At 60.2% G+C, this 23,488-nt stretch carries 24 protein-coding genes; 10 read left to right on the top strand and 14 right to left on the bottom strand.

The window, feature by feature from the left end; genetic code table 11:
• Positions 1–21 precede the first annotated feature (21 nt).
• Complete coding sequence (locus tag JNJ45_03745; protein ID MBL8047776.1) at positions 22–588, top strand: hypothetical protein; 567 nt, start codon at positions 22–24, stop codon at positions 586–588.
• Here the strand turns inward: JNJ45_03745 and JNJ45_03740 are convergent.
• Genes JNJ45_03740 through JNJ45_03715 form a run of 6 tightly spaced genes read right to left on the bottom strand, consistent with a single transcriptional unit; the run spans position 585 to position 6,974 of the window.
• Positions 585–1,862 carry a homoserine dehydrogenase gene (locus tag JNJ45_03740; GenBank protein MBL8047775.1) on the bottom strand — a complete coding sequence of 426 codons (1,278 nt, stop codon included), beginning with the start codon at positions 1,860–1,862 and terminating at the stop codon, positions 585–587. The genes JNJ45_03745 and JNJ45_03740 overlap by 4 nt on opposite strands.
• Positions 1,863–1,886: 24 nt before the next feature.
• Positions 1,887–2,618 carry a 16S rRNA (uracil(1498)-N(3))-methyltransferase gene (locus JNJ45_03735; protein MBL8047774.1) on the bottom strand — a complete coding sequence of 244 codons (732 nt, stop codon included), beginning with the start codon at positions 2,616–2,618 and terminating at the stop codon, positions 1,887–1,889.
• The gene (locus JNJ45_03730; GenBank protein MBL8047773.1) at positions 2,588–3,433 is read right to left on the bottom strand and encodes a 50S ribosomal protein L11 methyltransferase; all 846 of its coding nucleotides are present in this window, start codon (positions 3,431–3,433) and stop codon (positions 2,588–2,590) included. Before JNJ45_03730 ends, JNJ45_03735 begins: the two co-directional genes overlap by 31 nt.
• The gene (gene dnaJ / locus JNJ45_03725) at positions 3,430–4,545 is read right to left on the bottom strand and encodes a molecular chaperone DnaJ (GenBank protein MBL8047772.1); all 1,116 of its coding nucleotides are present in this window, start codon (positions 4,543–4,545) and stop codon (positions 3,430–3,432) included. The genes JNJ45_03730 and dnaJ overlap by 4 nt, the downstream gene beginning before the upstream one ends.
• Positions 4,546–4,553: 8 nt before the next feature.
• Positions 4,554–5,057, bottom strand: a complete 504-nt coding sequence (gene rpoZ / locus JNJ45_03720; protein ID MBL8047771.1) for a DNA-directed RNA polymerase subunit omega — start codon at positions 5,055–5,057, stop codon at positions 4,554–4,556.
• Positions 5,058–5,069: 12 nt separating this feature from the next.
• Positions 5,070–6,974 (bottom strand): glycogen debranching enzyme family protein, encoded by a 1,905-nt coding sequence (locus JNJ45_03715; GenBank protein MBL8047770.1) that lies wholly within the window; start codon positions 6,972–6,974, stop codon positions 5,070–5,072.
• 30 nt (positions 6,975–7,004) lie between these two features.
• On the opposite strand from JNJ45_03715, the gene mnmE reads away from it, so the two are divergent.
• The 3 genes from mnmE (at position 7,005) to JNJ45_03700 (ending at position 9,831) form a co-directional block, all read left to right on the top strand.
• On the top strand, positions 7,005–8,306 hold the full coding sequence (mnmE, locus tag JNJ45_03710; protein MBL8047769.1) for a tRNA uridine-5-carboxymethylaminomethyl(34) synthesis GTPase MnmE: 1,302 nt from the start codon (positions 7,005–7,007) through the stop codon (positions 8,304–8,306).
• A 106-nt stretch (positions 8,307–8,412) separates the two neighbouring features.
• Positions 8,413–9,027 (top strand): G5 domain-containing protein, encoded by a 615-nt coding sequence (locus tag JNJ45_03705; protein ID MBL8047768.1) that lies wholly within the window; start codon positions 8,413–8,415, stop codon positions 9,025–9,027.
• 87 nt (positions 9,028–9,114) lie between these two features.
• A complete protein-coding gene (locus JNJ45_03700; GenBank protein ID MBL8047767.1) occupies positions 9,115–9,831 on the top strand; it encodes a hypothetical protein in 717 nt (238 codons plus the stop codon).
• On the opposite strand, the gene fliD is transcribed toward JNJ45_03700, so the two are convergent.
• The 4 genes from fliD to JNJ45_03680 all read right to left on the bottom strand — a co-directional run bounded on the left by fliD (position 9,802) and on the right by JNJ45_03680 (position 15,530).
• Positions 9,802–12,111, bottom strand: a complete 2,310-nt coding sequence (gene fliD / locus JNJ45_03695) for a flagellar filament capping protein FliD (GenBank protein MBL8047766.1) — start codon at positions 12,109–12,111, stop codon at positions 9,802–9,804. The genes JNJ45_03700 and fliD overlap by 30 nt on opposite strands.
• 95 nt (positions 12,112–12,206) lie before the next feature.
• Positions 12,207–13,085, bottom strand: coding sequence for an HDOD domain-containing protein (locus JNJ45_03690; GenBank protein ID MBL8047765.1), 879 nt, complete (start codon positions 13,083–13,085; stop codon positions 12,207–12,209).
• A gap of 4 nt (positions 13,086–13,089) precedes the next feature.
• Entirely contained in the window at positions 13,090–15,081 is a 1,992-nt protein-coding gene (locus JNJ45_03685) for a chemotaxis protein CheA (GenBank protein ID MBL8047764.1), read from the bottom strand.
• A gap of 14 nt (positions 15,082–15,095) precedes the next feature.
• Entirely contained in the window at positions 15,096–15,530 is a 435-nt protein-coding gene (locus JNJ45_03680; protein MBL8047763.1) for a purine-binding chemotaxis protein CheW, read from the bottom strand.
• Between the two features lie 86 nt (positions 15,531–15,616).
• Between JNJ45_03680 and JNJ45_03675 the strand changes: the two genes are divergently transcribed.
• The gene (locus JNJ45_03675) at positions 15,617–15,970 is read left to right on the top strand and encodes a hypothetical protein (protein ID MBL8047762.1); all 354 of its coding nucleotides are present in this window, start codon (positions 15,617–15,619) and stop codon (positions 15,968–15,970) included.
• A gap of 96 nt (positions 15,971–16,066) precedes the next feature.
• Positions 16,067–17,350 carry a UDP-N-acetylglucosamine 1-carboxyvinyltransferase gene (murA, locus tag JNJ45_03670; protein ID MBL8047761.1) on the top strand — a complete coding sequence of 428 codons (1,284 nt, stop codon included), beginning with the start codon at positions 16,067–16,069 and terminating at the stop codon, positions 17,348–17,350.
• A gap of 68 nt (positions 17,351–17,418) precedes the next feature.
• Here murA and JNJ45_03665 read toward each other — a convergent pair whose 3' ends face one another.
• From JNJ45_03665 to JNJ45_03650, 4 genes are all read right to left on the bottom strand, one after another.
• Positions 17,419–17,700: a hypothetical protein gene (locus JNJ45_03665; protein ID MBL8047760.1), complete on the bottom strand. Its 282-nt coding sequence runs from the start codon at positions 17,698–17,700 to the stop codon at positions 17,419–17,421.
• Positions 17,697–18,578 carry a prepilin-type N-terminal cleavage/methylation domain-containing protein gene (locus JNJ45_03660; protein ID MBL8047759.1) on the bottom strand — a complete coding sequence of 294 codons (882 nt, stop codon included), beginning with the start codon at positions 18,576–18,578 and terminating at the stop codon, positions 17,697–17,699. Before JNJ45_03660 ends, JNJ45_03665 begins: the two co-directional genes overlap by 4 nt.
• Before the next feature lie 2 nt (positions 18,579–18,580).
• Positions 18,581–20,608 carry an alpha-glucosidase C-terminal domain-containing protein gene (locus tag JNJ45_03655; GenBank protein ID MBL8047758.1) on the bottom strand — a complete coding sequence of 676 codons (2,028 nt, stop codon included), beginning with the start codon at positions 20,606–20,608 and terminating at the stop codon, positions 18,581–18,583.
• 92 nt (positions 20,609–20,700) lie between these two features.
• Positions 20,701–21,720 (bottom strand): LacI family DNA-binding transcriptional regulator, encoded by a 1,020-nt coding sequence (locus JNJ45_03650; GenBank protein ID MBL8047757.1) that lies wholly within the window; start codon positions 21,718–21,720, stop codon positions 20,701–20,703.
• A 91-nt stretch (positions 21,721–21,811) separates the two neighbouring features.
• Between JNJ45_03650 and JNJ45_03645 the strand changes: the two genes are divergently transcribed.
• The 4 genes from JNJ45_03645 (at position 21,812) to fliE (ending at position 23,461) form a co-directional block, all read left to right on the top strand.
• The gene (locus JNJ45_03645) at positions 21,812–22,288 is read left to right on the top strand and encodes a methylated-DNA--[protein]-cysteine S-methyltransferase (protein ID MBL8047756.1); all 477 of its coding nucleotides are present in this window, start codon (positions 21,812–21,814) and stop codon (positions 22,286–22,288) included.
• A 106-nt stretch (positions 22,289–22,394) separates the two neighbouring features.
• On the top strand, positions 22,395–22,763 hold the full coding sequence (gene flgB, locus JNJ45_03640) for a flagellar basal body rod protein FlgB (GenBank protein MBL8047755.1): 369 nt from the start codon (positions 22,395–22,397) through the stop codon (positions 22,761–22,763).
• Positions 22,764–22,766: 3 nt separating this feature from the next.
• Positions 22,767–23,156 (top strand): flagellar basal body rod protein FlgC, encoded by a 390-nt coding sequence (flgC, locus tag JNJ45_03635; GenBank protein ID MBL8047754.1) that lies wholly within the window; start codon positions 22,767–22,769, stop codon positions 23,154–23,156.
• Positions 23,157–23,170: 14 nt separating this feature from the next.
• Positions 23,171–23,461, top strand: coding sequence for a flagellar hook-basal body complex protein FliE (gene fliE / locus JNJ45_03630; GenBank protein ID MBL8047753.1), 291 nt, complete (start codon positions 23,171–23,173; stop codon positions 23,459–23,461).
• The last annotated feature ends 27 nt before the right edge of the window (positions 23,462–23,488 follow it).

The following is a 23,488-nucleotide window of genomic DNA, read 5'->3' as shown; positions in this document are numbered from 1 at the left end:
CCTTGGGGCTAAAATGCACCTATGCGCCTTGCTGTTCTTTGTCTCGCCGTGGCCGTCGCCGCCCCCTCCTTCGCCCAAAACTCGCTGCTCAAGGGCGTCAGCCTGCGGGCTGGCTGGTTCAACGGATTCGAATTCGACGGCGTGAACCCGAGCCGCGTCCGCTTGAAAGGCTATTCGCTCGGCGCGGACATGACGATTTCGCAGCAGCCGTGGACCGGCAGCAAGCAGAGTCTGTCGCTCACCGGCGTGTTCGCGGGTCGCCAACAAAGCGGTGGTGACGCCGACGCGGATGTGTATCGTCTTCTGCTGGTGAACCGCAACCGCGTCAAGGGTGCGGGCGTGTACATCATCACCGGTTACGGCTACGCCGAGGCTCGACCGCGCGGCGGCACCGACTTCGCCGGCAAGAAAGATTGGGTGCGACAGTACGGCATCGGCAAAATGCTCAGCAAGTTCGACACCCTGAGCGAACTTGGCGGCAAGTACGGCGACCTCGCCAAGGGCATTGCCCCGTTTGTCGAGGTCAGCTACATCGATGGCACGCGAGTCTTCCGCGGCTGGCAGTTTGAACTCGGCTTCCGGTTCTAGTCGAGCACACGTAGGCAGTTTTCCACTTGCTGCACTCCGGGCTCGCTCTTGAGCGCCCGGAGAGCGGCTTGGACATTGGCCTCGCGCGCGGGGTGGGTCAAGAATGTGATCTCGCCCTGACCCTCGCCAAGCACCCGCATGTCCATGGTGCTGATCGAGATTTCTTCGAGCCCGAACACCTGCGCGATTTCGCCCAGCACTTTGGGGCGATCGCTCACCCGAATTCGCAGATAGTAGCGGCACGTGAGGTTGTCCATGCTCGCGACTTCCCCGCCTTCGGCATACGGCACGGCCGAACCCTTGCCTTCGTCGTCAATGTTGCGGACGATGTCAATGAGGTCACCCACGACCGCCGACGCGGTTGCCGCGCCGCCCGCGCCGCGTCCGGAGAACAGCAAACTGCCCACGAAATCGCCTTCGACCCAGAGCGCGTTGTAGACGCCGCGCACCGAGGCCAACGGGTGGTCGGCGGCCACCAGCGCAGGGTGCACTCGCACGCGCACCTGCTCGCCGGTCGGCTCGACAATGCCGACCAGTTTGATGCGAAAACCCAGGTTCTCTGCGTACTCCACATCCTTGCGCGTGATGGACCGGATTCCCTGACGCGACACCTGCGCCGGATCGACTTGCCGACCAAACGCGATACTGGCCAAAATCGAAATCTTGTAGGTTGTGTCGAAGGCGTCCACGTCGGCGGTCGGATCTGCTTCGGCGTAGCCCAGCGCCTGCGCCTCGGCCAGCACCTGACCAAAATCGCCGCCCTCCTCGATTTTGCTGAGAATGTAGTTGGTGGTGCCGTTGAGAATGCCGACCAACCGCAGAATATCGTTGCCCGCGAGTTGGTGCTTGAGCGGCTGAATCAGCGGAATTCCGCCGCCAACAGCGGCTTCCAAGTGCAGGTCGAGGTCTTGCGCGGCGGCCATGTTGAGCAGTTCCGAGCCGTGCTTGGCCATGAGTTCCTTGTTGGCCGTCACCACGCTTTTGCCTTGCCTCAGCGCACTCTTGATGAGTTCGTAGGCGGGTTCGACGCCGCCGATGACCTCGATGATGACGTCAATCTCGGGGTCGTTGACAATGGCTTCGCAGTCGGTCGTGAACAGCTTGCGGTCAATGCCGCGATCCTTGCCCTCGTCGCGAATCGCGATGCGGTGAATCGCGATGGGCAGTCCGGCGCGCCGCTCGATGACTTCGCGATTGTCGCTGAGCATGTCGAAAACACCCTTTCCGACCGTTCCAAACCCCAATAAACCAATGCGAACTACGCGACCAGACACGGGGTGAAGGGTACCCGTTTGAACCTAATCGGCGAGCGCCAGGGCGCACGCGGTGACCGCCGCGGTCACGACCCGAAGCACGCGCGGCCCGAGCGTTGTGGCGCGATCGCCGATCGTCTTGACTTCGTTGGGGCTCCAGCCGCCTTCGGGACCAATCACCAATGTGGCGTCGGTGCCGGCGCTCAAGCGCGCCTTGAGCGTGCGGTCCAAGTTGGGAGTTTCGGCCAGCACAATCGCCTCCGGCTGCTCCTTCAGCAGGTTCGCCAGATTAGGCGTCATCCGAATGATCGGCAACCGGCCGCGGTAAGCCACTTCGCACGCCTCGCGAGCGATGGAGCCCATCCGGTGGAGCTTGTCGTCGAGCTTGGAGCCGGACCACTGCACCACCGTGCGATCGCTGCTGAACAATATGAACTCGGCGACGCCGAGCTCGGTGCCCATGCGAATGATCTCGTCGATCTTGTCGGCCTTCGGGAGTGCTTGCGCCAAAGTGATGCGCCGCGCGCTTTCCGTGAGTACGGGCTCCTGCTCTAAGAGCACGGCCTCGTAGCGGCGAAGCTCGGCGCGCCAAACCGTGCCATCGTTGGGAAAGAGCGCGACCTGGTCGCCGTTGCTCAACCGCAACACGTTGTGAAACTTGCGATACTCCTCCTTGGGAATCTCCAAGGACTCGCCGCTAAAGTCGCTGTCGGGCAAAAAGCAGCGCGGCAGCGACCGAATCGGGGCTAAACCCGATCGAACAGGGCCGCGACCCACTCGCCTTCCTCCCGATGCTCGCGATAGGCAAATCCGTGACGCTCGGCGGCGGCGCGGACATCTGGCCAATTCGCTTGAATAATGCCGCTCATGATCCAGCGCGCGCCATTGGTGGTCCACACCGGCAGATGCGGCGCAAGCGTGATGAGCGCGGCGCTGATGATGTTGCTCAGCACCACATCATAGGGACCGTCATCGCCGAGCGGCTGAAACCCCATGCCCTCGAAAAACGTGCATTCCACGCCGTTGCGCTCGGCGTTCTCACGGCTAGCTTCCACGCTAGCGCGCTCGACATCCACGCCGACGCACGATTGCGCGCCCAGGAGCATGGCGCCAACGCTCAGGATTCCGCTGCCACAACCAATGTCGGCCACGCGTTCGCCGGGCAGAGCCGCTCGCTCCATGAGCTCCAGGCACATGCGCGTGGTCGGGTGATCGCCGGTGCCGAAGGCTTGCCCGGGGTCGAGCACAATCTCGAGATCGCCCGGCTGCGTCTCGTAGGCTTCCCACGTCGGACGCACGACAAATCGCTCGCCGATGCGGCGCGGCACGAAGTACTGCTTCCACATCTCGGCCCAGTCCACGCTCGGCACCAGGGCCACTTGCACGCCATCGACTTGCGCTTCGGCAAGCGCTGTCTTCAGAGCATCGAGTTCGACATCGGCGGGGTCGTAACAGTACCCGGAGATGCGCCACGGCTTCTCCTCCACGATCGTTCCGTCAATGCCGTGTCGGGCAAAAACCTCATGGTACGGCGCCCAATCCTCGGGCTCGTCACGCAGAGTCGCCGTCACGCAAGTCCAAGATTCAATCATTTCTTCTTTCCGAAAATGCCACCCAAGAAACCGCCGCCACCGGGGCCGGAAGGATTGTCGCCTTGCAATTCGGCGAGCTCGCGGATGAGCTTTTCTTCGGCCTCGTTGATCTTCTTGGGCACGCTCAATTGCATCTGCACGTAAAGATCGCCGCGCGGTCCGCCATGAAGCGGAGGCAACCCTTGGCCCTTGGCGGTAAAGACTTCTCCGGGCTGAGTGCCGGCGGGGATCGTGATTTCCACGTCGCCGTCCACGCCGTCGATGATCACAGTGTCGCCGAGGACAGCTTGCGGATACGTCACTTCGAGCGCGGTCTGCAGGTAGCGACCGTCACGCACAAATCGCTCGTCGGAGGCCACGTGAAGCGTGATGTAGAGGTCGCCGTCATCGCCGCCGCGCAGCCCTTGGCCACCTTCGCCGCGCAGGTGCATCACCTGGCTCTCTTCCACGCCTGCCGGGACGTTGATAGTCTTTTCGAAATCTTCAGCCACCAACCCCCGACCGCGGCAAGTTTTGCACGGGTCCTTGATGGAATAGCCTTGTCCGCGGCACACGTTGCACTGCACGCTGGTGCGCACCTGCCCCAGGAACGTGTTTTGCACCTGCGTCACTTGACCGGTGCCTTGGCAGTTACCGCACTTTTCGGGCGCGGAGCCGCTGGCCGTGCCGTTGCCGCTGCAGGTACCGCACTTGACCGGCTTTCGGAATCGCACTTTGCGCTCTTGGCTGGTCAGAACATCCTTCAGCGTGAGGTCAACATCCACGCGCAGGTCGTCGCCGGGCGTGCCGACTGACCGCTGGCGCGAACCGCCGCCGCCACCAAAAAACATGTCGAAGATGTCGCCAAAGCCCCCGCCGCCGCCACCACCAAAGAACGGCCCTTGGGGCATGCCCTCGGTGCTGCCGTACTGATCGTAGGCTTGGCGCTTTTCGGGATCGCTGAGGACGCTGTACGCCTCGTTGATCTCCTTAAATTTTTCCTCGGCTTCGGGATTATTGGGGTTGACGTCGGGGTGATATTGACGCGCTAGCTTGCGGAAGGTGGAGCGGATCTCGTCCGCCGACGCCCCTCGACCGATGCCGAGGACCTCGTACAGATCCTTGTTCGCCATCAACCTTCTTACGCTTCGTCGTCCGAGTTTTCGTCGTCGGCGTGCTCTTCTTCGATTTCGAGGTCGCTCAGCGAAACGCTGTCCTCGTGCTCGGGAGCGACGGTTTCGACTTCGGCTTCGTCGTCAAGCAGAGCGTCCAGAGTAAGACCGCCTTCGGCGATTTCCTCTTCCATCAGTTCGTGATCAAGCAGGTCGCTCACGCCGTCGGCTTCGATTTCATCGAGGCCCGGAAGCAGGATGCCCAGTTCGGTCGGCAAGGTGTCGTCGAAGGCAACTTCCGTAACCGCGAGTTGTGCGTTTTCGGCGGGCAGATTCGCGCGGATTTTGCCGGCGGCAATTTCAGCCAACGCAATCGTCAGCGGATTGTTGGAATCCACGCGGACGAGGGGAGGCGCGCCGTCCTTCAACTGCTTGGCGCGCTTGGCGGCCAAGTTCGAAAGAACGTAACGACCAAGTTCAAAGTCGTTCAGGGCATCGGCTGTCGGGCGTACTGGCTCGTTCGAGGAATTCATAGTGAGACAGCGTTATTCTACCACCGTGGAGGCTCTCGAAGCTAGTCTACTGGCGCGAAGCCATTCGGCCACACTCCACGCCTGCCACGGACAACCCGCCGCCTCGCGCGGCTCGTCGCCATCGTACACTTCGGCGATGCCGCCGATCCCGGTGTCTTCGAGCATCTCAATGCCGTTGCGTAGAATCTCTTCGGCCTCGCCGGGAGACCCGCCGAGCTTCAGATGCGCTTCAATGAACGCGCCCATGAGCCAGGGCCACACCGTGCCCTGGTGGTAGGCCGCGTCGAGTTCCTGAAGCGGCCCGCGGAACCGCGGACGATAGTGCACCGAATCCGGCGCCAGTGTGCGCAGGCCGACGGGCGTCAGCAGATGCTCGCGCACCGCCGCCAGCGCCCGCTTTGCGTGTCCGCCTTTGGCCGGGCCGAATGGCAGCGAGATCGCGAACAGCTGGTTCGGGCGGAGGCTGGCGTCGTCGGGCTCAGCCACGTCAAGGTAGTAGCCCAGCGACTCCTTCCAAAACTTGGCTTCGAACGACGCTTCGCCTTGGTCGGCGGCAGTTGCGTAGGGGGCCGGGTCTTCGCCAAGGCCCTCGGCGAGGGCGGCGAGGATACGGCACGCGTTGATCCAAAGTCCATTGAGTTCGACCGCCTTGCCACGGCGCGGCGTCACCACCCAATCGCCGAGTTTGGCGTCCATCCAAGTGAGTTGCAAGCCTTCCTCGCCTTGCGTTAGCAGGCCGTCGGCGTCAATGCGAATCCCGAAATCGGTGCCCGCCATATGGTGCTCAAAGAACGACTTGAGACTCGGCCAAAGCTCCCGGATCAGTCCGGAGCCCGGGTTGGCCAGGTGCGTGAGGTAGCAACTGTTGACAAACCAAAGCGTGGCGTCGGCAGTGTTGTATTCAGGAATCTCGCCTTTTTCGACAAAGCGATTCGGGATCAGCCCACGCCGCATCTGCGAGGCGTAGTCGCGCAGAATGCGCTCCGCGACCTCAACTTGGCCGGTTTCGAGGCAAATGCCGGGCAGCGAAATCATGGTGTCGCGTCCCCAATCAGTGAACCAGGGGTAGCCCGCGAGCACCGAAGTGCGCGACGGTGTGCGAACGATGAATTTGGCGCACGCAGACATGAGGCGCTGCTCAAAATCCTCGACAAACTCGCCCTCATCCCAATCGGCAAAGGGCGTCGGGTTTGGCTGGTCGCTCAGCACGAGCCGAATCTCGTGCCCCGGCAACAAGTGATGACTCAGGACGCAAGGACAATACGCGTCGTCCCGCGAGTCCAATCCGCGATCCGCCTCGCGCAAATTCTCAAAGCGGTAGTACCAACCGACCGCCTCCTCGCGGGTCCACTCGGCGTGATGAATGTGCAGGTTCACGCCGTCGTTGCCGACGATGGTTTGGTCGGTCGCGAAGTCCAGCCGCTCCGGATATTCGGCGGACGCGCGGAAGTTAGCGTGATAAAACTTGTGGCTCACAAGCGGACGCACGACGACCGTGTAGCCCTTGGTGCCCGTGTTCGCGAACCGGATCGTCGTGGTGTTTTCGCCCTCCGTCATCGCGATCGCCTTAGCGAGGCGGAACGGGCCGGACACGTACTCCCACCGCAAGACGTGGTCTTGTGAAAACGAATCGAGGTATGCAAAACCCTCGGGGTGAACGGCCCCTTGATATTGATTCGCGCTGAGCCCGATTGATTCGGTTCCCGAAACAATTTCGACGTCAATGTTGGGGACCAGCACCACGCGGTGGGCGGGCGGATCGGTCGCCGCGACAAGCAAACCGTGGTAGCGACGAGTGTTCACGCCGGCGACGGTGCCCATCGCGAAGCCGCCGATTCCGTTGGTGCGGAGCCATTCTCGCCGGGCCGAGATGTTGAACGTTTGGCAAGCGGAGGAATCGAGGGCGTAGCGCGCCATACGCTTGGATGATGGCACACAATGATGGGCATGGCGGGCCACTTCGACACGATCTTTGCGCCGATCACCGCGCCCGGACGGGCCGCGGTGGCGGTCATTCGTGTGTCGGGTTCGCTCGCCTTCGAGGTGGTGCGCGGCGTGTTCGCCGGGTTGCCCAACGAACCTGAGAGTCACCGAGCGTACTTCGGGCAGTTCAGCACCGGCGACGAGGGCCTTGCCCTGGCCTTTGCCGAGGGTCGCGGCTACACCGGCGATCCGTCGGTGGAGTTGACGGTGCACGGATCGCCGGTGGCGGTCGGATTGCTGCTTGACGCCCTTGAACGGCAAGGCGCACGACCCGCGGAACCGGGCGAATTCACGCGCCGCGCTTTTCTGAACGGCCGCCTGGACCTCACGCAAGCCGAGGCCGTCCGCGACACCGTAGACGCTGAAACCGACGCCCAGTTTCGCGCCGCCAATCGCGTGCGGCAAGGACATCTCCACGCTCGGCTGGCCAATGCCATGGCTCCGGCCAAAGATGTGCTCGTGGCCATTGAAGCCAGCGTTGATTTTAGTGAGGAGATCGGCTTTCTGGACCGCGCTGCGGCGTTGCCCAAACTCCAGCGCAGTCTTGCGGCGTTCCAAACTTTGCTGGAAACTGCAGCCTGGGGCCGGTTGTCCCGCGAAGGCGCGGTGGTGGCCCTGGTGGGTGCGCCCAACGCGGGAAAAAGCAGTCTGCTCAACGCGCTGCTTGGTCGCGACCGCGCGCTGGTGACGCCGGTGGCCGGAACCACGCGCGACACGGTGGAGGAAATGACCGAGATTGAAGGCGTGCCGTGCCGCCTCATCGACACGGCGGGTCTGCGCGAAACGGCGGACCTCGTGGAAGGGCTCGGCATCGAGCGATCGCGCGACGCCTCCCGGGGCGCGGACCTGATTCTCTATGTGGTGGACGCGCAACTGGGCTTGTCGCCCGAGGACCATCAGGAGATCAGGCGGTTGACGAGTCCGCATCTCGTGGTGATGAACAAGGTTGACCTCGTACCGGGCCAAACCGGCGTTAGTGCCACAACCGGTGCGGGTCTGCTTGATCTCAGACATGCCATCCGCTTGGCCCTGGCCGGGCAAGCCAACGCCAGCGATGTGGCGATCAATGCGCGGCATCAACCGTTGCTGGAGCGGGCCATTGCCGGGGTCCAATTGGCCATCGATTGCTTGGAGTCCGATCAGCCCGACGACCTCGCCTCGGTCGCCTTGCGCGATGCCCTGTTTGCGGTGGGAGAAATCACCGGCGAACACGCGTCGGCGGACATTTTGGATAGGATTTTCCACGATTTTTGCATTGGCAAATAGGTTCAACCTACAGAAGTTTGTCTAGCATTCCGATAAAATTGGGGGATATCTCGACCTCCGTCGGGGTATCCTCTTTGTTGCGACCACGCACGGACACAATCCGCCTATGCGCCTTAGCAAGATTAAGGGTGCTCTTGTAGGGGTGATGACATTCCAACTGGTAATGTCGAATCCGCTACCGGAAACTCGAACTATTCAGAAGATCGAATCTGCAAAGATTCCGTTTTCCACTCAATACGTTTTCAGCCGAGAAGTTGGCAAGGGCCGACTCCTGACCAAGCAAAAGGGTCAACCCGGCTCAGTGAAGCGCGTTTACGAACTGCGCACAAAGAACGGCAAGTCCGTTCGCACACTGCTCTCCACCGAACGCACCGAAGCGAAGCCCGAGATTATCCTCATGGGCACCTCCGGATATCCATCGAGCCGTGGCTCGTTCGATCGCGGACGCGTGATGACGATGACGGCGACCGCTTACTATCCCACCGATGGCAGCCCTCAGGGCCTCACCGCCAGCGGCATCAAGGCGAAGTACGGCGTGGTGGCCGTTGATCCCCGAGTCATTAAGCTCGGCACCAAGGTTTACGTAGAAGGCTATGGGTTTGCCATCGCCGCCGATACCGGAGGCGCGATCAAGGGCAACAAGATTGACCTTTGCATGCACGACCGAGGCGCGATCTATAACTTCGGTCGCCGAAAGGTTCGGGTTCATATTCTGCGCTAGGTGATCAACCTCACCTCGCCGACAGAACTACGCGCTCTGCTTGAGCGCCACGGGTTGGCTCCACAGAAAAAGTGGGGCCAACATTTTTTGATCTCCTCTCGCGTGGTGGAAGCCATCGTCGGCGAAGTCGCGGACGTGGCGGGCGTGCTGGAAGTCGGCCCGGGCCCGGGCGTACTCACGCAACCCCTTTCTGCCGGACGCCGAGTGATCGCCTATGAGGTGGACCCGGTGGCCATTTCGGCGCTCGCTGAGAGCGCGCCCGACGCCGAGATTCGGCATCAGGACGTGCTGACCGTTGACCTCGCGCCGGTGCTCGCGAGCCTGCCCAGCCCACGCGCCATCGTCAGCAACATGCCGTACAACATCACCGGCCCGCTGCTCGAGGCTTTCGCCGAACAGCGCGCCCACGTGCAAAAGTGCGTGCTGATGATGCAAGCCGAGGTGGGGGAGAAGATTCTCGCCGCGCCCGGCGATCGCCTGCGCGGATCAGTCTCGGTGAACCTGCAAGCGCAATTCCATATTCAGCGGCTGTGCAAAGCGCCTGCAGGGTGCTTTTTCCCCCCGCCCAAGGTGGATAGCATCGTGCTGGTGATCACGCCGCGCGGCGATGAGCCGCCGGTGGACTACCGCATGGTACGGGCCGCTTTTCGGCAGCCGCGGAAGACGCTGGCGAACAACTTAAGGACCGCCGGTTGGAGCCGCGAAGTGGTGGCCGAGGTTGGGCTCTCGCCCGAGATCCGCCCGCATCAGCTCACCGAAGCGAATTGGTTAGCGCTATCCGCTGCTACCCGAGCCCAGGATTGAAGTCAGCCGACTTCCCTGCGCTTGCGAGGCGGCAATCGCCCGCTCCATCGCGTCGAACTTGGACTTCAGCACCGCTTCTTTTGCCTTCGCGCGCTCTTGCAACGTCACGATCTGCTTGTCGAAGTCATCAATTTGTTGTTGAAGCCCCTTTTCGTTGGAAGTCAGCAGGCCGGTGGTGCCGTCCATAAACTTCTCCAGGCTTTGCTGCATGAGCGAGCCGATGCCGCGCTGGAACTGCAGGGTGCCGAGCGCGCCCGTCGTGGTGCTGGTAACCATCAGTTGCACGCCCTCGGTCGTCAGGTTGTCCTTGTTGCCGGTCAAAAATTGACCCGAGCCGGTGGCAGGTTCGCCGTTGATGGTGCCCATCACGTCTTGTCCGTTGACGCTGCTTTGCGTGCCCGTCCAGCTTGGCGTCCAGGTGAAGTTGCCCGACGCGCCGAAACGCTTGGATTCAATCTTGAGTTCGCCGTTGGCCGTCACCGAAGCCTCGAACAAGGCGTTCAGGCGGGTGTCGGCGTTGATCGCGCGGACCATGTCGGCCTTGCTCGTTCCGGCGGCCACACTCAGCGAAACCTCCGAACTCAGTCCGCCACCGTTCAGGCGAATCGTGGCGCCCGCTCCAGTCGGATCGAAGTTGCCCACGGTGCGGGAAGCCTTTTGCGCGGCTTGCGTGATGTTCACGTTCCACGCACTGCCCGTGACCTTGCTTTTGTCGGTCGAACTGACGAACGAGAAGCCGTCGCCGGTGACATCGGCCGTGGCCTGGAAAATCTTCTTCACCGCGTCGGGATTGGTTTCCAGCGCGTCGGCGAGCTTGCTTTGGTCCACCTTAATCTTGCCGCCGCCATCGCTGGTGATGCCAAGGTCCACGAGCGAGCGGTACTTTCCGGTCAGTCCGGGCACAACCTTGGTCACGAGGCCGTTCATTTCGCCTTCGATTTGCGAGATCACCGCGTTGCCAAACAGGGCCGCCGTCGCGTAGGTTTCCTTGTCAAACTGGGTGGCTTGCGAGATGAACTCGGCCATGCCGTTGAAATTGTCAACGAAGCTCGTCACCATGCCCTTGGTTTGCTCAAACGACTTACTGATGGTGACCTGAGTTTCCTTCGCGGGGTCGGCTTTCAGCAGCGTGATCGAAAGGCCATTGACCGCCTTTTCGAGCTTGTTGGAAGCGCTCTTGACGAGAATGCCATCCACGAGGGCCTCAGCATCTTGGGCCGCCAGAACCACGGCGGATGACTTGATCCGCTTGGTGACGCCGGTCTCGCTCGTCGTTTGAACGGCGTTGAAAATGCCGCCGGTATCGGTGATGTCGGCGTTCGGCACGCCAAGGTTCAGCTTCGCGCCGCCGGGCGTGTTTTCGATCGTCGGCTTGATGCCGGTGGCCTCATAGATTGCATCGCTAAGCGTGCTCAGCGAGTCGGACATTTTGTAGGTGACGCTTTGCCCGTTGATGGTGAGCGTCTGCTTGGAATCAGCATCATTTTGCTGGCGGAATTTCACCGGGTCAATCCCTTTCAGAACCAAGTTGGCGTTGAACGTAGGCACGCTCGCGGGGTCGCCGTCGGTTGGAATTCCGAACAGTTTGGCGAAACTTGCGTCCTTGTCAACGGCGACGATGGACTCGCCCGAGATTCGCGTAGTGGTCGTCGTCGTGCCACCCGTGCGCTCCAAAATGCCGAGCTTTTCCAGAATGTCGCCCTGCGTATCTTCTAGGCGCATGGCGTTATCCACGCCCGAGCTTCCGGCCGTCAGCGAAAGATAGCTGGAGCCCGTCCCGTTGTTGATGACGGTGGCCGAGGCGGAGGCACCCGCCGATTGAATCTTGGTGGCGATGTTCGCCATGGTGTCGCTCGCCGTGACCACAACCGTTTTGTCGTTGATCTTGAACGAGCCGTTGTAGCCGAGCGCCACGTCCGTGGCCTTGGCATCGGAAGTCAGCTTGTGCGACTGCGCAAGCTTGTTGACGCGGAGCGAAAAGTTACCGGCCGCCGCGTTGGAAGAATTCTCGATCTTGGCGATGTCGCTATCGGCGATCGTAGCCGAACCCTGGACGAGGTTGAACGCCGTAGCCAATTGCCCAATGGAGTTGCTGAGGCCGCGCAGTTGCGACTTGAACTGCCCGAACGCGCTAAGCTGCTGCTTAATCGCATTTTGACGGTTCTGCACCCGAGTAACCGCTAGGTTCTCGATACGCATGTACTGGGAAATGATCGAGCTGGAGTCAATCCCGCTCGCCAATCCCGAAAAGCTTATTCCACTGCTGGATCCAATGCTCATTCCTTGACCTCGTCATGTTGCGTGGGAAGTCCTATCCCATTCGCTCTTTTCCCTACCTCTCACAAAAACTTGCTAGTAGAAACGCTAGCTCGCAATTAAGCGGCTAGCGAATCGAGCATGTCGTTACTGTCTTCGAGCTTGACCTTCGCCTCAGCCTTAAACAGTTCGATCTGTTCGATTTCGGCGTCGAGCCAAGCAACTGCCGACTCATCTGCCCCAAAAATCTGCCCCTTGAGTTCTTGACCCGAAATCACCATCGTCGCCAAGCGATCGGCCAGGTGAAGTGCGAGTGCCACCGGGTTATCGGTATTCTCAAACGGCCCTTCATGCTGCTTCAGCGAAGCCGCGATTTCGTCGGGCAAGTTCCACTGCTGGCAAAGCTTTTCCGCCACATCCGCGTGGGTCATGCCGAAGACGGCGTTCTCAAAATGGCTGAGCGGTACTTGTCGGTGCTGATCCCAGCGATCGTACACTTGCAGGTACGGAAGCGTGAGGTGCTTCAGCAAGAACAATGCGCCGACGTTGGCGATCATGCTCGTGACGAAGGTGAGTTCAAGCTCCTTAACGGCGAACTTCTTGTGCTTGGCAATCGCCGTGGCGCACGTCGCGGTGGCCATGGAGTGACGCCAGAAGTCCAGGTGCACCGGTTGAGCGCGCTCGTTGTCCGAAGCGAACATCGCGCTGGCCCCGACCGAAAGCACAAGGTTGCGAATCTGGTTAAAGCCCAGAATGACGATGCTGTGGCTGATGCTCGAAATCTGTCCGGCGATGCCAAAGTAGGGCGAGTTCACAACCCGCAGCATCTTGGACGAGAGCGATTGGTCCATCGACACGTAGCGTTCCAGGTCGGAGGCGTTACCATTCACGTCCCCCGTAATTTGGAGAACCTTGGTCACGATCGTTGGAAGCGGCGGAAGGTCACCCATCGCCTTTTCCATCGTTGCCTGAATTGCGCTTTGTCGTGTCTGTTCCATTTCTTTAACTTGCAAGTAGGGCGCTGACATCGAGAATCATCGCGACGTTGCCATCCCCCAAAATCGTTGCACCCGAAACTCCGGGGGCTTCCCCGCAGTGTCGGCTGAGGGACTTAATCACAACTTCTTGTTCGCCGATGAGTTCATCCACCAACAAACCAATTCGTTGTTCCGCAAGGCCCACAATAACAGCATAGGAAGATTCGCTCGAATCTTTACTGTTCTTTTTACTAGGTGAAAATTTCTTAGTCAGATCCACGAGCGGTGTTGTTGCTCCACGGATGACAGTAACCGGCTTGTTATTGACCCGCTGAAACTCGTTGGAATCGAGGAACAGCGTCTCGACGACACTGCCGAGCGGGATCACATACGTGCTCGCGCAGATATCAACGAGCAAACCGCGAATGATGGCGAGCGTGAGCGGCAATCGCAGTGTGAACTTAGACCCCTTACCAACCTCGGAATCGATATCAATGATGCCGCCCAGTTTGACAATGTTGGACCGCACAATGTCCATTCCCACGCCACGACCGGAAACGTCGCTCACTTGTTGGGCAGTGCTCAGACCGCTCGCAAAGATAAGCTGGAAGGCTTCCTTGTCGGGCATCTTGTCAGCCGCGTCCTTGGTCATCATGCCATTCGCCACGGCCTTTTCTTTCACGCGGGCCAGGTTAATGCCCGCGCCATCGTCCCGAATCTCGATGACAATATGATTTTCTTGGTGACGCGCGCTGACCGTGATCGTGCCGGTAGCGGGCTTGCCCGCTGCGGAGCGAAACTCGGGCATCTCGACGCCGTGGTCCACGCAGTTTCGCAGAATGTGCAGCAGCGGGTCGCCGATGACCTCGATGACGCTGCGGTCGAGCTCGGTTTCCTTGCCGACGAGTTCGAGCTTAATCTCCTTGCCGAGCTTCTGCGCGAGGTCGCGCACGACCCGCGGGAAGCGGTTAAACACGGTGTCAATCGGCAGCATCCGCGCCTTCATAATCTGCTCCTGCAGGTCGGTGGTGATTCGCGCGATGTGGCCCACAGTCTCGCTGAGGGCGTCAATGTTGGCATCGTGGTACTTGCCGGCGAGTTCGTTCCCGATTTGAGCGATCCGCGTGCGATCAATCACGAGTTCGCCCACCAGGTTCATCAGCGCATCCAGCCGAGCCACGTCCACGCGGACGGTCTGGTTTGTCTCCGTCTTCTTCGCTTCGGGTTTTGGGGCCTCCGCGGGGACGGCAGGTTCCGCCGCCAACAGCATGACCGTGGGTGCGGGCGCAAAATCGTACTCGCCGATACTTGCGCTGGCGACCTCCGAAATCCCGCGAATATGCTCGGTCAGGGCGTTGAGGTCGTCCGCGTATTGGAACCACACTTCAAAGCGATCGCCAAATTCTTCTGCTTCCAATTCGTCTTCGTTGGGCACCGCCAACACGATTTCGCCGTGCGCCTGAATCGCGCTAATCGCCATAAACGCGCGGACGTACTTCATCACGCAGTCCGGCGCCAGGTCGAACACGCCATGAAAAAGGGAGCCGGTCGACTTGGCGAGCTTCAGCGTTTCAAGTTGCTCTTCGGTGAGTGAGCCTGAGCCAGCCGGAGGCGCGTTCACCGCCGCAGACCCCGTGGAAATCTTTTGCAAGGCAAGGATCAGTGGCCCGCATTCCACCTGATCGCCGGTGCCGGCGGCAATGCCCTCGGACATGGACTTGAGCGTGTCGATGCACTGGAGCAGCGCATCCGTAATCTCGGTGCAGACCTTCAGCACGCCGTTGCGCAGCTGGTCCAGCAGGTTCTCCATCTCGTGGGTAAGGCCCGCGTAGTTGGCAAAGCCCATCGCCCGACTGCTGCCTTTGATGGTGTGCGCCGCCCGGAAAATCAGCTGAAGACGCTCCACCGAGGGGTCGTCTTCGAGGTTCAGCGTCTCTTGTTCAAGAATCTCTAGTTGCTCCCCCGCTTCCTGGAGGAACAAATCGAGATATTGACTCATGTCGAGTTCGGCGCTCATAAATGAAAACTGGGTTAGGCGGCGAGCGCCTGATCGATGTTGAGCAAGGTGATGAGCGTGTTGGCGCTCTTGGCCACGCCGCGGACAAACTCGTTGTCAAGGTCAGTGACGAGGGCCGGGGCCTGCTCAATGTCGTCGGTGGCCAAGGTCAACACCTCGCGGACCGCGTCCACCAAAATGCCGACGTTGCCGTCGTCGCTATCCAAAACGATAATGCGGGTGCTGGCGGCTTCCGCGCAGCTGCCCATGCCGAAACGGGCTTTCAGGTCAATCACGGGAATGGTCTTGCCCCGCAGATTCACCAAGCCACGAATATGCGCCTCGGTGCCCGGGATGGGCGTTATCTCTCGTAAGCGAATGATCTCGTTCACCCGGAAAATGTCCACCCCGTAGAATTCGTTTTCCAGTTGAAAGACGATTGTTTGCTGAGTTTCAGAAATGTTGACCACGGTTTCCATCGCGAGTTCCCTGCCTTGCCCTCTCAATTGTCGGCAAGCGCATCGCCGTGGCTCAGGTGGTCAAGTACACTAATCTCATGCCGCAGCAAATTCCAGAGTGGTGGTTGAATCTTTCCGGAGCGTTCTTCGGACTCAGCATCCTGCTGCTGATCGCGCTACTCGTGGTGGCGATCTACCTGATTGGCGCGATTAAGCAGATCACGAAAAAGATTGAACTCTTAGCCGTGAAAGTTGACGAAATCGGCGGTCGGGTCTCCTCGCTCGTGGGCAATGTTTCCGAGTCGAGCAAAGCCATTGGCAGCACCGCGCACGGCGTGATGGACAACATCTCGATCGTCACCCGCGCGATCGCCGGCAAGGCCGAGATCATCGGCTCCGCGATCACCGTCGCGTTGGTCGCCCGACAGTTTTTGAGAGCCCGCCGAAAGTAGTCGAAAACACTAGCTTTTTTGCATCGAAGTTCGCAGTTTTCGCGTCTTTCCCGGTAAAATGCTGACTTCAGGAGATGCTTCTTCTGAAGTCCACGGATGGACGGTCTCAGCATGCATGTACTAAAGATTCAGGGTGGGGCTCCCTTGGTGGGAGATGTTATTGTTCCGGGGAGTAAGAATGCCGCGCTGGCGATTCTTTCCGCCGTCATGTTGGGGCGCGGGGTAACAACCCTCACCAACGTTCCGAATGTATCGGATATCCACATCAAACTTGAACTTTTGAGCCGCTTCGGCGCGAAGTTCGAATGGCGTGGAGATAACCTGGATATTGACTGCACCACGCTGCAACCGGCGATTGTCGAAGAAGACATCGTCCGCCCGATCCGCACCAGCTTTTACATCATCGGTTCGCTCCTGGCTCGACTCGGCCAAGTGACCCTGCCTGCCCCCGGCGGATGCAAGATCGGTGCTCGGCCGGTGGACTTCCACCTGAAGGGCCTCGCCATGATGGGCGCGAAGATTGACCTCGATGGCGGCAACTACATCGCCGAAGTCGATCGCCTCCGCGGCACTGAGATTTACCTTGACTTCCCCAGCGCCGGGGCGACCCAACACCTGATGAGTACGGCCACCCTCGCGGAGGGCGTGACCGTGATCCAAAACGCTGCCTGCGAACCCGAGATCGTGCAGCTTGCCGAATTCCTGACCGCAATGGGGGCCCGCATTGAGGGCGCGGGTACCCCCACTGTTTCCATCATCGGTGTGGACCGTCTGCACGGTTGCACGTTCCGTGTTCCCGAAGACCGGCTCCAAGCGGGCACCTTCCTTTTGGCGGGAGCCATCACTCGCGGCAAGGTCACGGCGCGCGGCATCATGCCCGACCACCAGATTGCGCTGATTAACAAGCTCCGCGAAGCCGGTGCCGAATGCGAAGAAGGTTTCGACTGGGTTTCGGTCGCCGCCCCCAGCCGTCTCGAAGGCATCAAGATCAAGACGATGCCGTACCCGGGGTTTGCCACCGACATTCAGCAGCCGATGGCCGCAGTGCTCGCCCTCGCTAAGGGGCAAAGCTCCATCGAGGAAACGATTTACGAAAGCCGGACTGGCCACGTCAGCGAGCTCAATCGCATGGGCGCGAAGATGAGCGTGGTGGGACGCCTCACCCAGATCGAGGGCGTCGAAAGCCTCGATGGCGCGGTGGTGGAATCCAGCGACCTGCGCGCGGGCGCGGCTCTGGTTCTGGCGGGACTCGCCGCCGAAGGCGAGACCATCGTCCGCAATATCCACTTTATTGATCGCGGCTACATGAACTTTGAGGCCCTGCTCAATAGCCTGGGCGGCAACGTCGAGCGCGTGGCCACGGCCGAAGCCGGCGTCTAACCCCAACCCGCACACATAGAAGAGCCCCGATCCTAAGATCGGGGCTCTTTCTTGTTGGACGAGGACGACTACCCGCCGGGCTTGCCGGACGGGTTGGCAGCCTGAGCCGCACCTTCACCGCTTTGCGGAGGCCCACCTTGAGCACCGGCTTCGCCGCCAGCGCCACCCGAGGAGCTTTCGTACCCTGAGTATTGTTGGCGCGCGGCCGCGCCCTGCATCTCTTCCAACTTGCGGTCCTCCGCCGAGGCACCCGCGCGTCCGGAGAGCATGTACGCTCCTCCGAGCACGACCAGCGCCACGGCCACGATGATCGCAATGACTGCGCCCTTAGGCAGTTCTTGCTTCATCATTCACCCGGAATCGGGCAATCTCCTTCGGTCGTCGGCCAGCCCGAGTCAAGGCAGCTCAAACCGGCATGCCAGTAGGGATCCGGAGCGTTGTTGTTCGGGTTGTCTTGCCAGCGCGGCGATTCGCGGTAGCCGGTGAACTTGAAGCCCCACAGTCGGCTAGCGCCATTATAGGTGTGGCTACCGTTCATCTTGTGGTATTTCGCGTGGCCATCGGCGAACGCGAAGTTCGAGCCGCCGCCATAGACCTTGGTCATGACTTCGCCGTACGGAGCCGCCGGCTCCGTCGAGAGCAGTTCGTCCGCCGATCGGGTGTTGTTCAGCTGGATGCAGTAGAACCAGTTGTCCTTGTTCCACGGATTGGGATCGTCCGGGCACATGCGGCGCTCGCCGAATGCGATGGTGTCGGCCGGTTGCGGCACCGAGGATTCCGTGCGCGGGCTCTTGCCCGTGAAACCGGCCCAGTAGCCTGGTCGCACTTGAGTGCTGATGAAGTAGTTCGAGGCCACGGCCACCGTGCGGCGGAGATTGCCAAACGGAGTCGGATAGCTTCGACCCGAGTCGGACGGACTCGCGAACACTGTGTAGTTCTTGGCGTACTGCTGCAGAATGCGGTCAGTCGACATCGCGTTGTAAGGATCGGGACCGTTGACGCCGGTAAAGCCGATGCGCAGCTTCGGTGCCACGGTGTCGTCGTTATCGTTCGAGTACAGCGTGGAGGCCAACCCGATCTGCTTCATGTTGCTGAGCGCAACGATCTTCTTAGCGGCTTGCTTCGCCTGGGTGAACACCGGGAAAAGGATCGCCGCCAAGATCGCGATGATCGCGATGACTACGAGAAGTTCAATGAGCGTGAAGCCCAGTCTGCGTTGACTTGTCATGATTATTCTCCTCCACGATGGGGAGGTACGGATTGCTTTGACTCCAACCCGGAGCCGGGGGTCCCAACGAGGGCGGCGGAGAGCGGCGGAACCGTTACTCGTAGCTTATTCGCTGATTGTATAGAAACACTGTTTCCGGTGAAAAATTCGCGGGGGCTCGCACCCATCGCTCGGCGGGCCGCCTCGGGCAGTTTGCTGAGCGAGATGTCTAAGGTTTGCGGTTGGTCAGAGCGGTTGAGCACGGTCACGATCGCCTCATTCCCGAGAACCCGGGCGTACGCCATGGATTTCTTGGCGTCGTCGGCCGAGAGGATCACCGGCTCGCCGGAGGCAAGCACGGCGCTGCGCGTTCGCAGGGCAATGAGCTTGCGATAGTGGCTGTAGATCTCGTTGCTCGGCTTCGCCTCGTCCCACATCATCGGTCGCCGATTGTCCGGATCTTTGCCGCCAGGCATCCCCAACTCCTCGCCGTAGTAGATGCTCGGGGCACCCACCCAGGTCATTTGGAGCGTGGCGCCCAGCATTTGGAGTTGGCGGTTGCCTCCCGCCAGGTGAATAAATCGTTCGGTATCGTGGCTGCTCAGCAGATTGAGCTGGTTGCGAGCGACTTGCGGAGCGGTGAAGTGATACACCTGCATGAGCCCGTTGGCAAACTGGCTCGCACTGATGTTGCTCTGCGCGATAAACCGGACAGCCTGGTCGCGGAACGGATAGTTCATGCTCGCGTCCCACTGATCGCCGCCCAGCCAAGGTGCGGCGTTGTACCACACCTCGCCAACCAGGTAGGCGTCCTTGTCAATCTTCTTGACGTACTTGCGGAACTCGCGCCAAAACTCCATTGGCACTTCGTTGGCCACGTCCATGCGCCAGCCCGCCAGCTCGGCGCGGCTCATCCAAAAGGCGATCGAACTGAACATGTACTCCCGCACTTCGGGGTTGTTCATGTTCACCTTGGGCATGTACTCAGTGCCCCACCAGCCTTCGTAGGGCGGATTCGGTCGGACTTCGACCGGCCAGGATTTGACAAAGAACCAATCCTTATACTTCGACTTTTCTTGGTTCTTCAGGAGATCGAGGAACTGCGGGAACTTGATGCCGACGTGATCAAAAATCTGGTCGAGCACGGTCTTGATGCCCGCCTTCTTCAATTCCCTCGTCAGGTTGATAAACTCGTCATTTGTCCCAAATGGCGGGTCAATCTTATAAAAATCGCAGGGGTCGTACCGGTGATTGCTGTTGCCGAGCATGACTGGGTTAATGTAGATGCTGTTGACGCCGAGCCCTTGTAAATAAGGAATGCGTTGGCGGATGCCTTCGGCATCGCCGCCAAACCAGTTCGAGTAGGTCGGCACGCCCTTCTTCCAGTCCTCCGTATCCTTGGGGTCGTTCGCCTTGGAGCCATTCTCAAAGCGGTCGGGGAAGATTTGGTAGAAGACGGTTTTTTCAACCCAGGAAGGAACCATAAACGGAGTGAAGGTTTTCGGCGAGATGAGGAATGGCACGGTGCCACCGAAGCCATCTTTGGCTAAGGTCACCACCTTGGGGCCGTCGGTCATGCGGAACTGGTACTTGAGTTCGGACTTGCGATCCCAGGGAATCTTGACCTCGTAGGTCGTGAAGATGTCGTCCGCGGTCGCGACGGTCATCGGGAACGCCTTTCCGCCCACCACGGCGGCCACCTTTTCGACGTCGTTGGAGCGGCCCTTCAGGGTCAGCCGAACCTTGCCTTGGTCGTAATTGAGCGAGGGCAACGCCTGATCGTGGGACACAACCTCGGTGGTGATGGTGCCATCGCCTTTAACTCCCGGCTTGCTGTAGCTCGGCGGCAAAATCACGAGCCGCGAGTTCACATAGCCGCTGCCGTCGTCCTCGTTGACCTTGGCGAGCGGGTCGGTAATCCAGGTGTCGCCGTTAATTACGAACTTGTAGTAGTGTTTGCCCACCGGCATGCGGAGCGTCGTGCGCCACTGCATGCCCGATTTCGTCATCGGGTTCGCGTCTTTGTTCCAGCCGTTAAAAGTGCCGGCCACGTGGACGCTTTTGAGCTCAGAGGTCGCCGTGAATACGAATTCATGGGCCACTGATGTGTCCTGAGCTAAGAGCGCAATGAGCGAAAGTAACGTCATAAGGCGAATTGCTTAAGTTTTTGACTTGACCCGCGCACATGAAGTTCGCACGGAACGATGCGGCGGCGAGCCGTCGGGGTATCGCGACCTTCGATCGCTTCGATCAGGGTTTCACAACAAATCTTCACCATTTCCGGAATGCCGAGACTGATGCTGGTGAGCCCATTTTCTAAAACATCGCAGAGATGAGAGTCGTTGAAGCTGACAATTCCGAGGTCGGGACCGACGGCCAGGCCATGGCCGCGGGCGGCTTGCACCGCGCCCATCGCCATAAAGTCGTCCATCACCACAAGGGCATCGGGGCGATCGCTCGGGTTGAGCAAGTGGTGTGCCTCGCAGCGTGCGCTCTCGATGCCGAAATCGCTGTAGACAACCTTGGTCGGTCGTCCCGCTTCGGCCATTGCGTCGCAATAGCCTTGGGCACGATCGCCGCAGACGGTGAGGTCGCGCGGTCCGCTCAGGAAGGCAATACGCTGATATCCCTGTTCAATCAGGTGCTTCGTCGCGAGCTTCCCGGCGAGCCGGTTGTCGTTGTCCACGCTAAAACTGTCTTCGATCAGCGGGTTGCCGATCACCACAAACGGAAACTCGTCCACGCGCAGGCGGGCGATGCGCTCGTCATCCGGCGAGGACTCGACGAGAATAATGCCGTCTACGCGCCGCGAGCGGAGCATCTCATCGTAGACCGCGGTTTCCGAATCGTCGTTGGCCACGTCCACGCAGAGGTGGAAGGGCGTGTCAACGAGATAGCCGATGATGCCCGAGATGAGCATGCTGAAAAATGGATCGCCTTCGAGTTCTTGCGGTTCGCGGCGGAGAACCAGACCCACGAGGCCGGTGCGCTGCTGACGCAGGGAGCGGGCGCGCATGTCGGGCCGGTAGTTGTGCGAGGCGACTACTCCAAGGACGCGGTCACGGATATCGAGTTCTACGCGGTCGTCGCCCGAAAGTACGCGGCTGACCGTGGCTTGGCTAACCCCGGCGATTTTCGCTATACCTTGCTGTGTGATTCTCATCGTTGAGGACCGCGTGAATACGTATTCTGAGTGTACACCAAGGGACGGCGAAAACCAAATACTTTTTTCAACAACCGGTTATTATTCTTTCATGAGTGACGTGGCGGAGGTCAAAACGCATCTGGGTTTGTGGCGAATCACCGAGCACATGGGCGCGATCACCAAGGTGTGGATCGGCGAAGGCACGGTGGCGCACCCACCCCAAACCCCACTGCAGCAAGAAGCGTGCCGCCAAATCGAGGCGTACTCGGCGGGCGAACTCCAGCAGTTCGAGTTGCCCCTCAGTCCGCGCGGACCCGAGTTTCATCATCAGGTGTGGCAAATCCTCCTGCGCATCCCTTTTGGCAAGACCACCTCGTATGGCGACATCGCGATCGAACTCGGCAACCCGCAGCTCGCCCGCGCGGTGGGTCAAGCCAACGGCAAAAACCCGATTGCCGTCCTGATTCCCTGCCACCGAGTGATCGGCAAGAGCGGCCAACTGACCGGCTACGCCGGCGGACTTAGCCTCAAACAGCGCCTGCTGGAGCACGAGCAAGGCCTCGTTCAACCGCGCCTAACTTTTTGAACCTCAAGTAGATTCTGAGGAACTGCGCGAGATTCCCTAAAGAAGCCCGCCCGCATCGCCAACAACACCTGATAGGCCGCAGTAGGCCATTTCGAAAGGTGGAGTGATGCAGTACCTCGACGCGATGTTTGGCAGTCATGCCGTGAACCTGGAGCGGGCCCTTGACAAGGCTTCCCTGCGCCAGGGGCTTCTCACGCGCAACATCAGTAACGTCAACACGCCCGGCTACAAACGCCGCGACGTGGACATGAACATTAGCCTGGAACAAGACAACTCCGGCCGCTTCGAATCTATGCTTAACGATCGCCGGCAACGCGAGACCGAGCAGACCAGCATCCGCATCGACGGCAACAACGTCGACATGGAGCGCGAAACGTTCGCCATTGCGGAGACCGAAATCCGCTACCAGTTGCTCACCGACCTGACGAACCGCTACTTCAGCGGGCTCAAGAATGTGATCCGGGAGGGCCGCTAGTAGATGTCTATTTTTAGCGCGATGCGCACCAGCAGTTCGGGCATGACCGCCGAGCGATTCCGCATGGACGTGATTTCCCAGAACATTGCGGGTGCCAACACCATTCAAACGCCGACCAAGGATGCGTACCGCCGCAAGGAAGTCGTCCTCAGCGCCGAGCGCGAAGGCGTGCGTGTGTCGCAGATCGTGACTGATCCGACGCCGCTGCAGATTATTTTTGATCCGACCAACCCCTATGCCGACGCGCAAGGGAATGTCCGCATGAGCAACGTTCAACCCGTCATCGAGATGGTGAACATGCTCGGCGCGAGCCGCGCCTACGAGGCAAACATTGCCGCGTTCAACTCGGCTCGGAGCATGGCGAAGGCCGCGCTTAACATTGGCAACATCTAAGGAGACACACACCCATGAGAATCGATGGATTTCAGAACCCCAACCTCGCAAGCCAAATGGCCAAGCGCGGGGCCACGGGGACCGAAGACTTCGGCCAGATGATGATGGACGTGATGAAGGAAGTGAATCAAACGCAGGGCGAAGCCCGCGAGATTCAGAACGCCTTTCTCACGGGTCAACCTGGCGTAGAAATCCACGATGTCAAGATGGCCGCCGAAAAGGCGAGCATCGCGATGCAGCTCACCATCCAGGTGCGCAACAAGGTCCTTGAGGCCTATCAGGAAATCAGCCGAATGCAAGTCTAACTTCGTCGGTTTCTACGCGGCTTGAAA

Origin of the sequence: Chthonomonas sp., assembly GCA_016788425.1 — a bacterium.
GTDB lineage: Bacteria > Armatimonadota > Fimbriimonadia > Fimbriimonadales > Fimbriimonadaceae > JAEURQ01.
The sequence above is the reverse complement of the archived record's forward strand: the minus strand, read 5'-3'. Positions and strand labels throughout refer to the sequence as shown.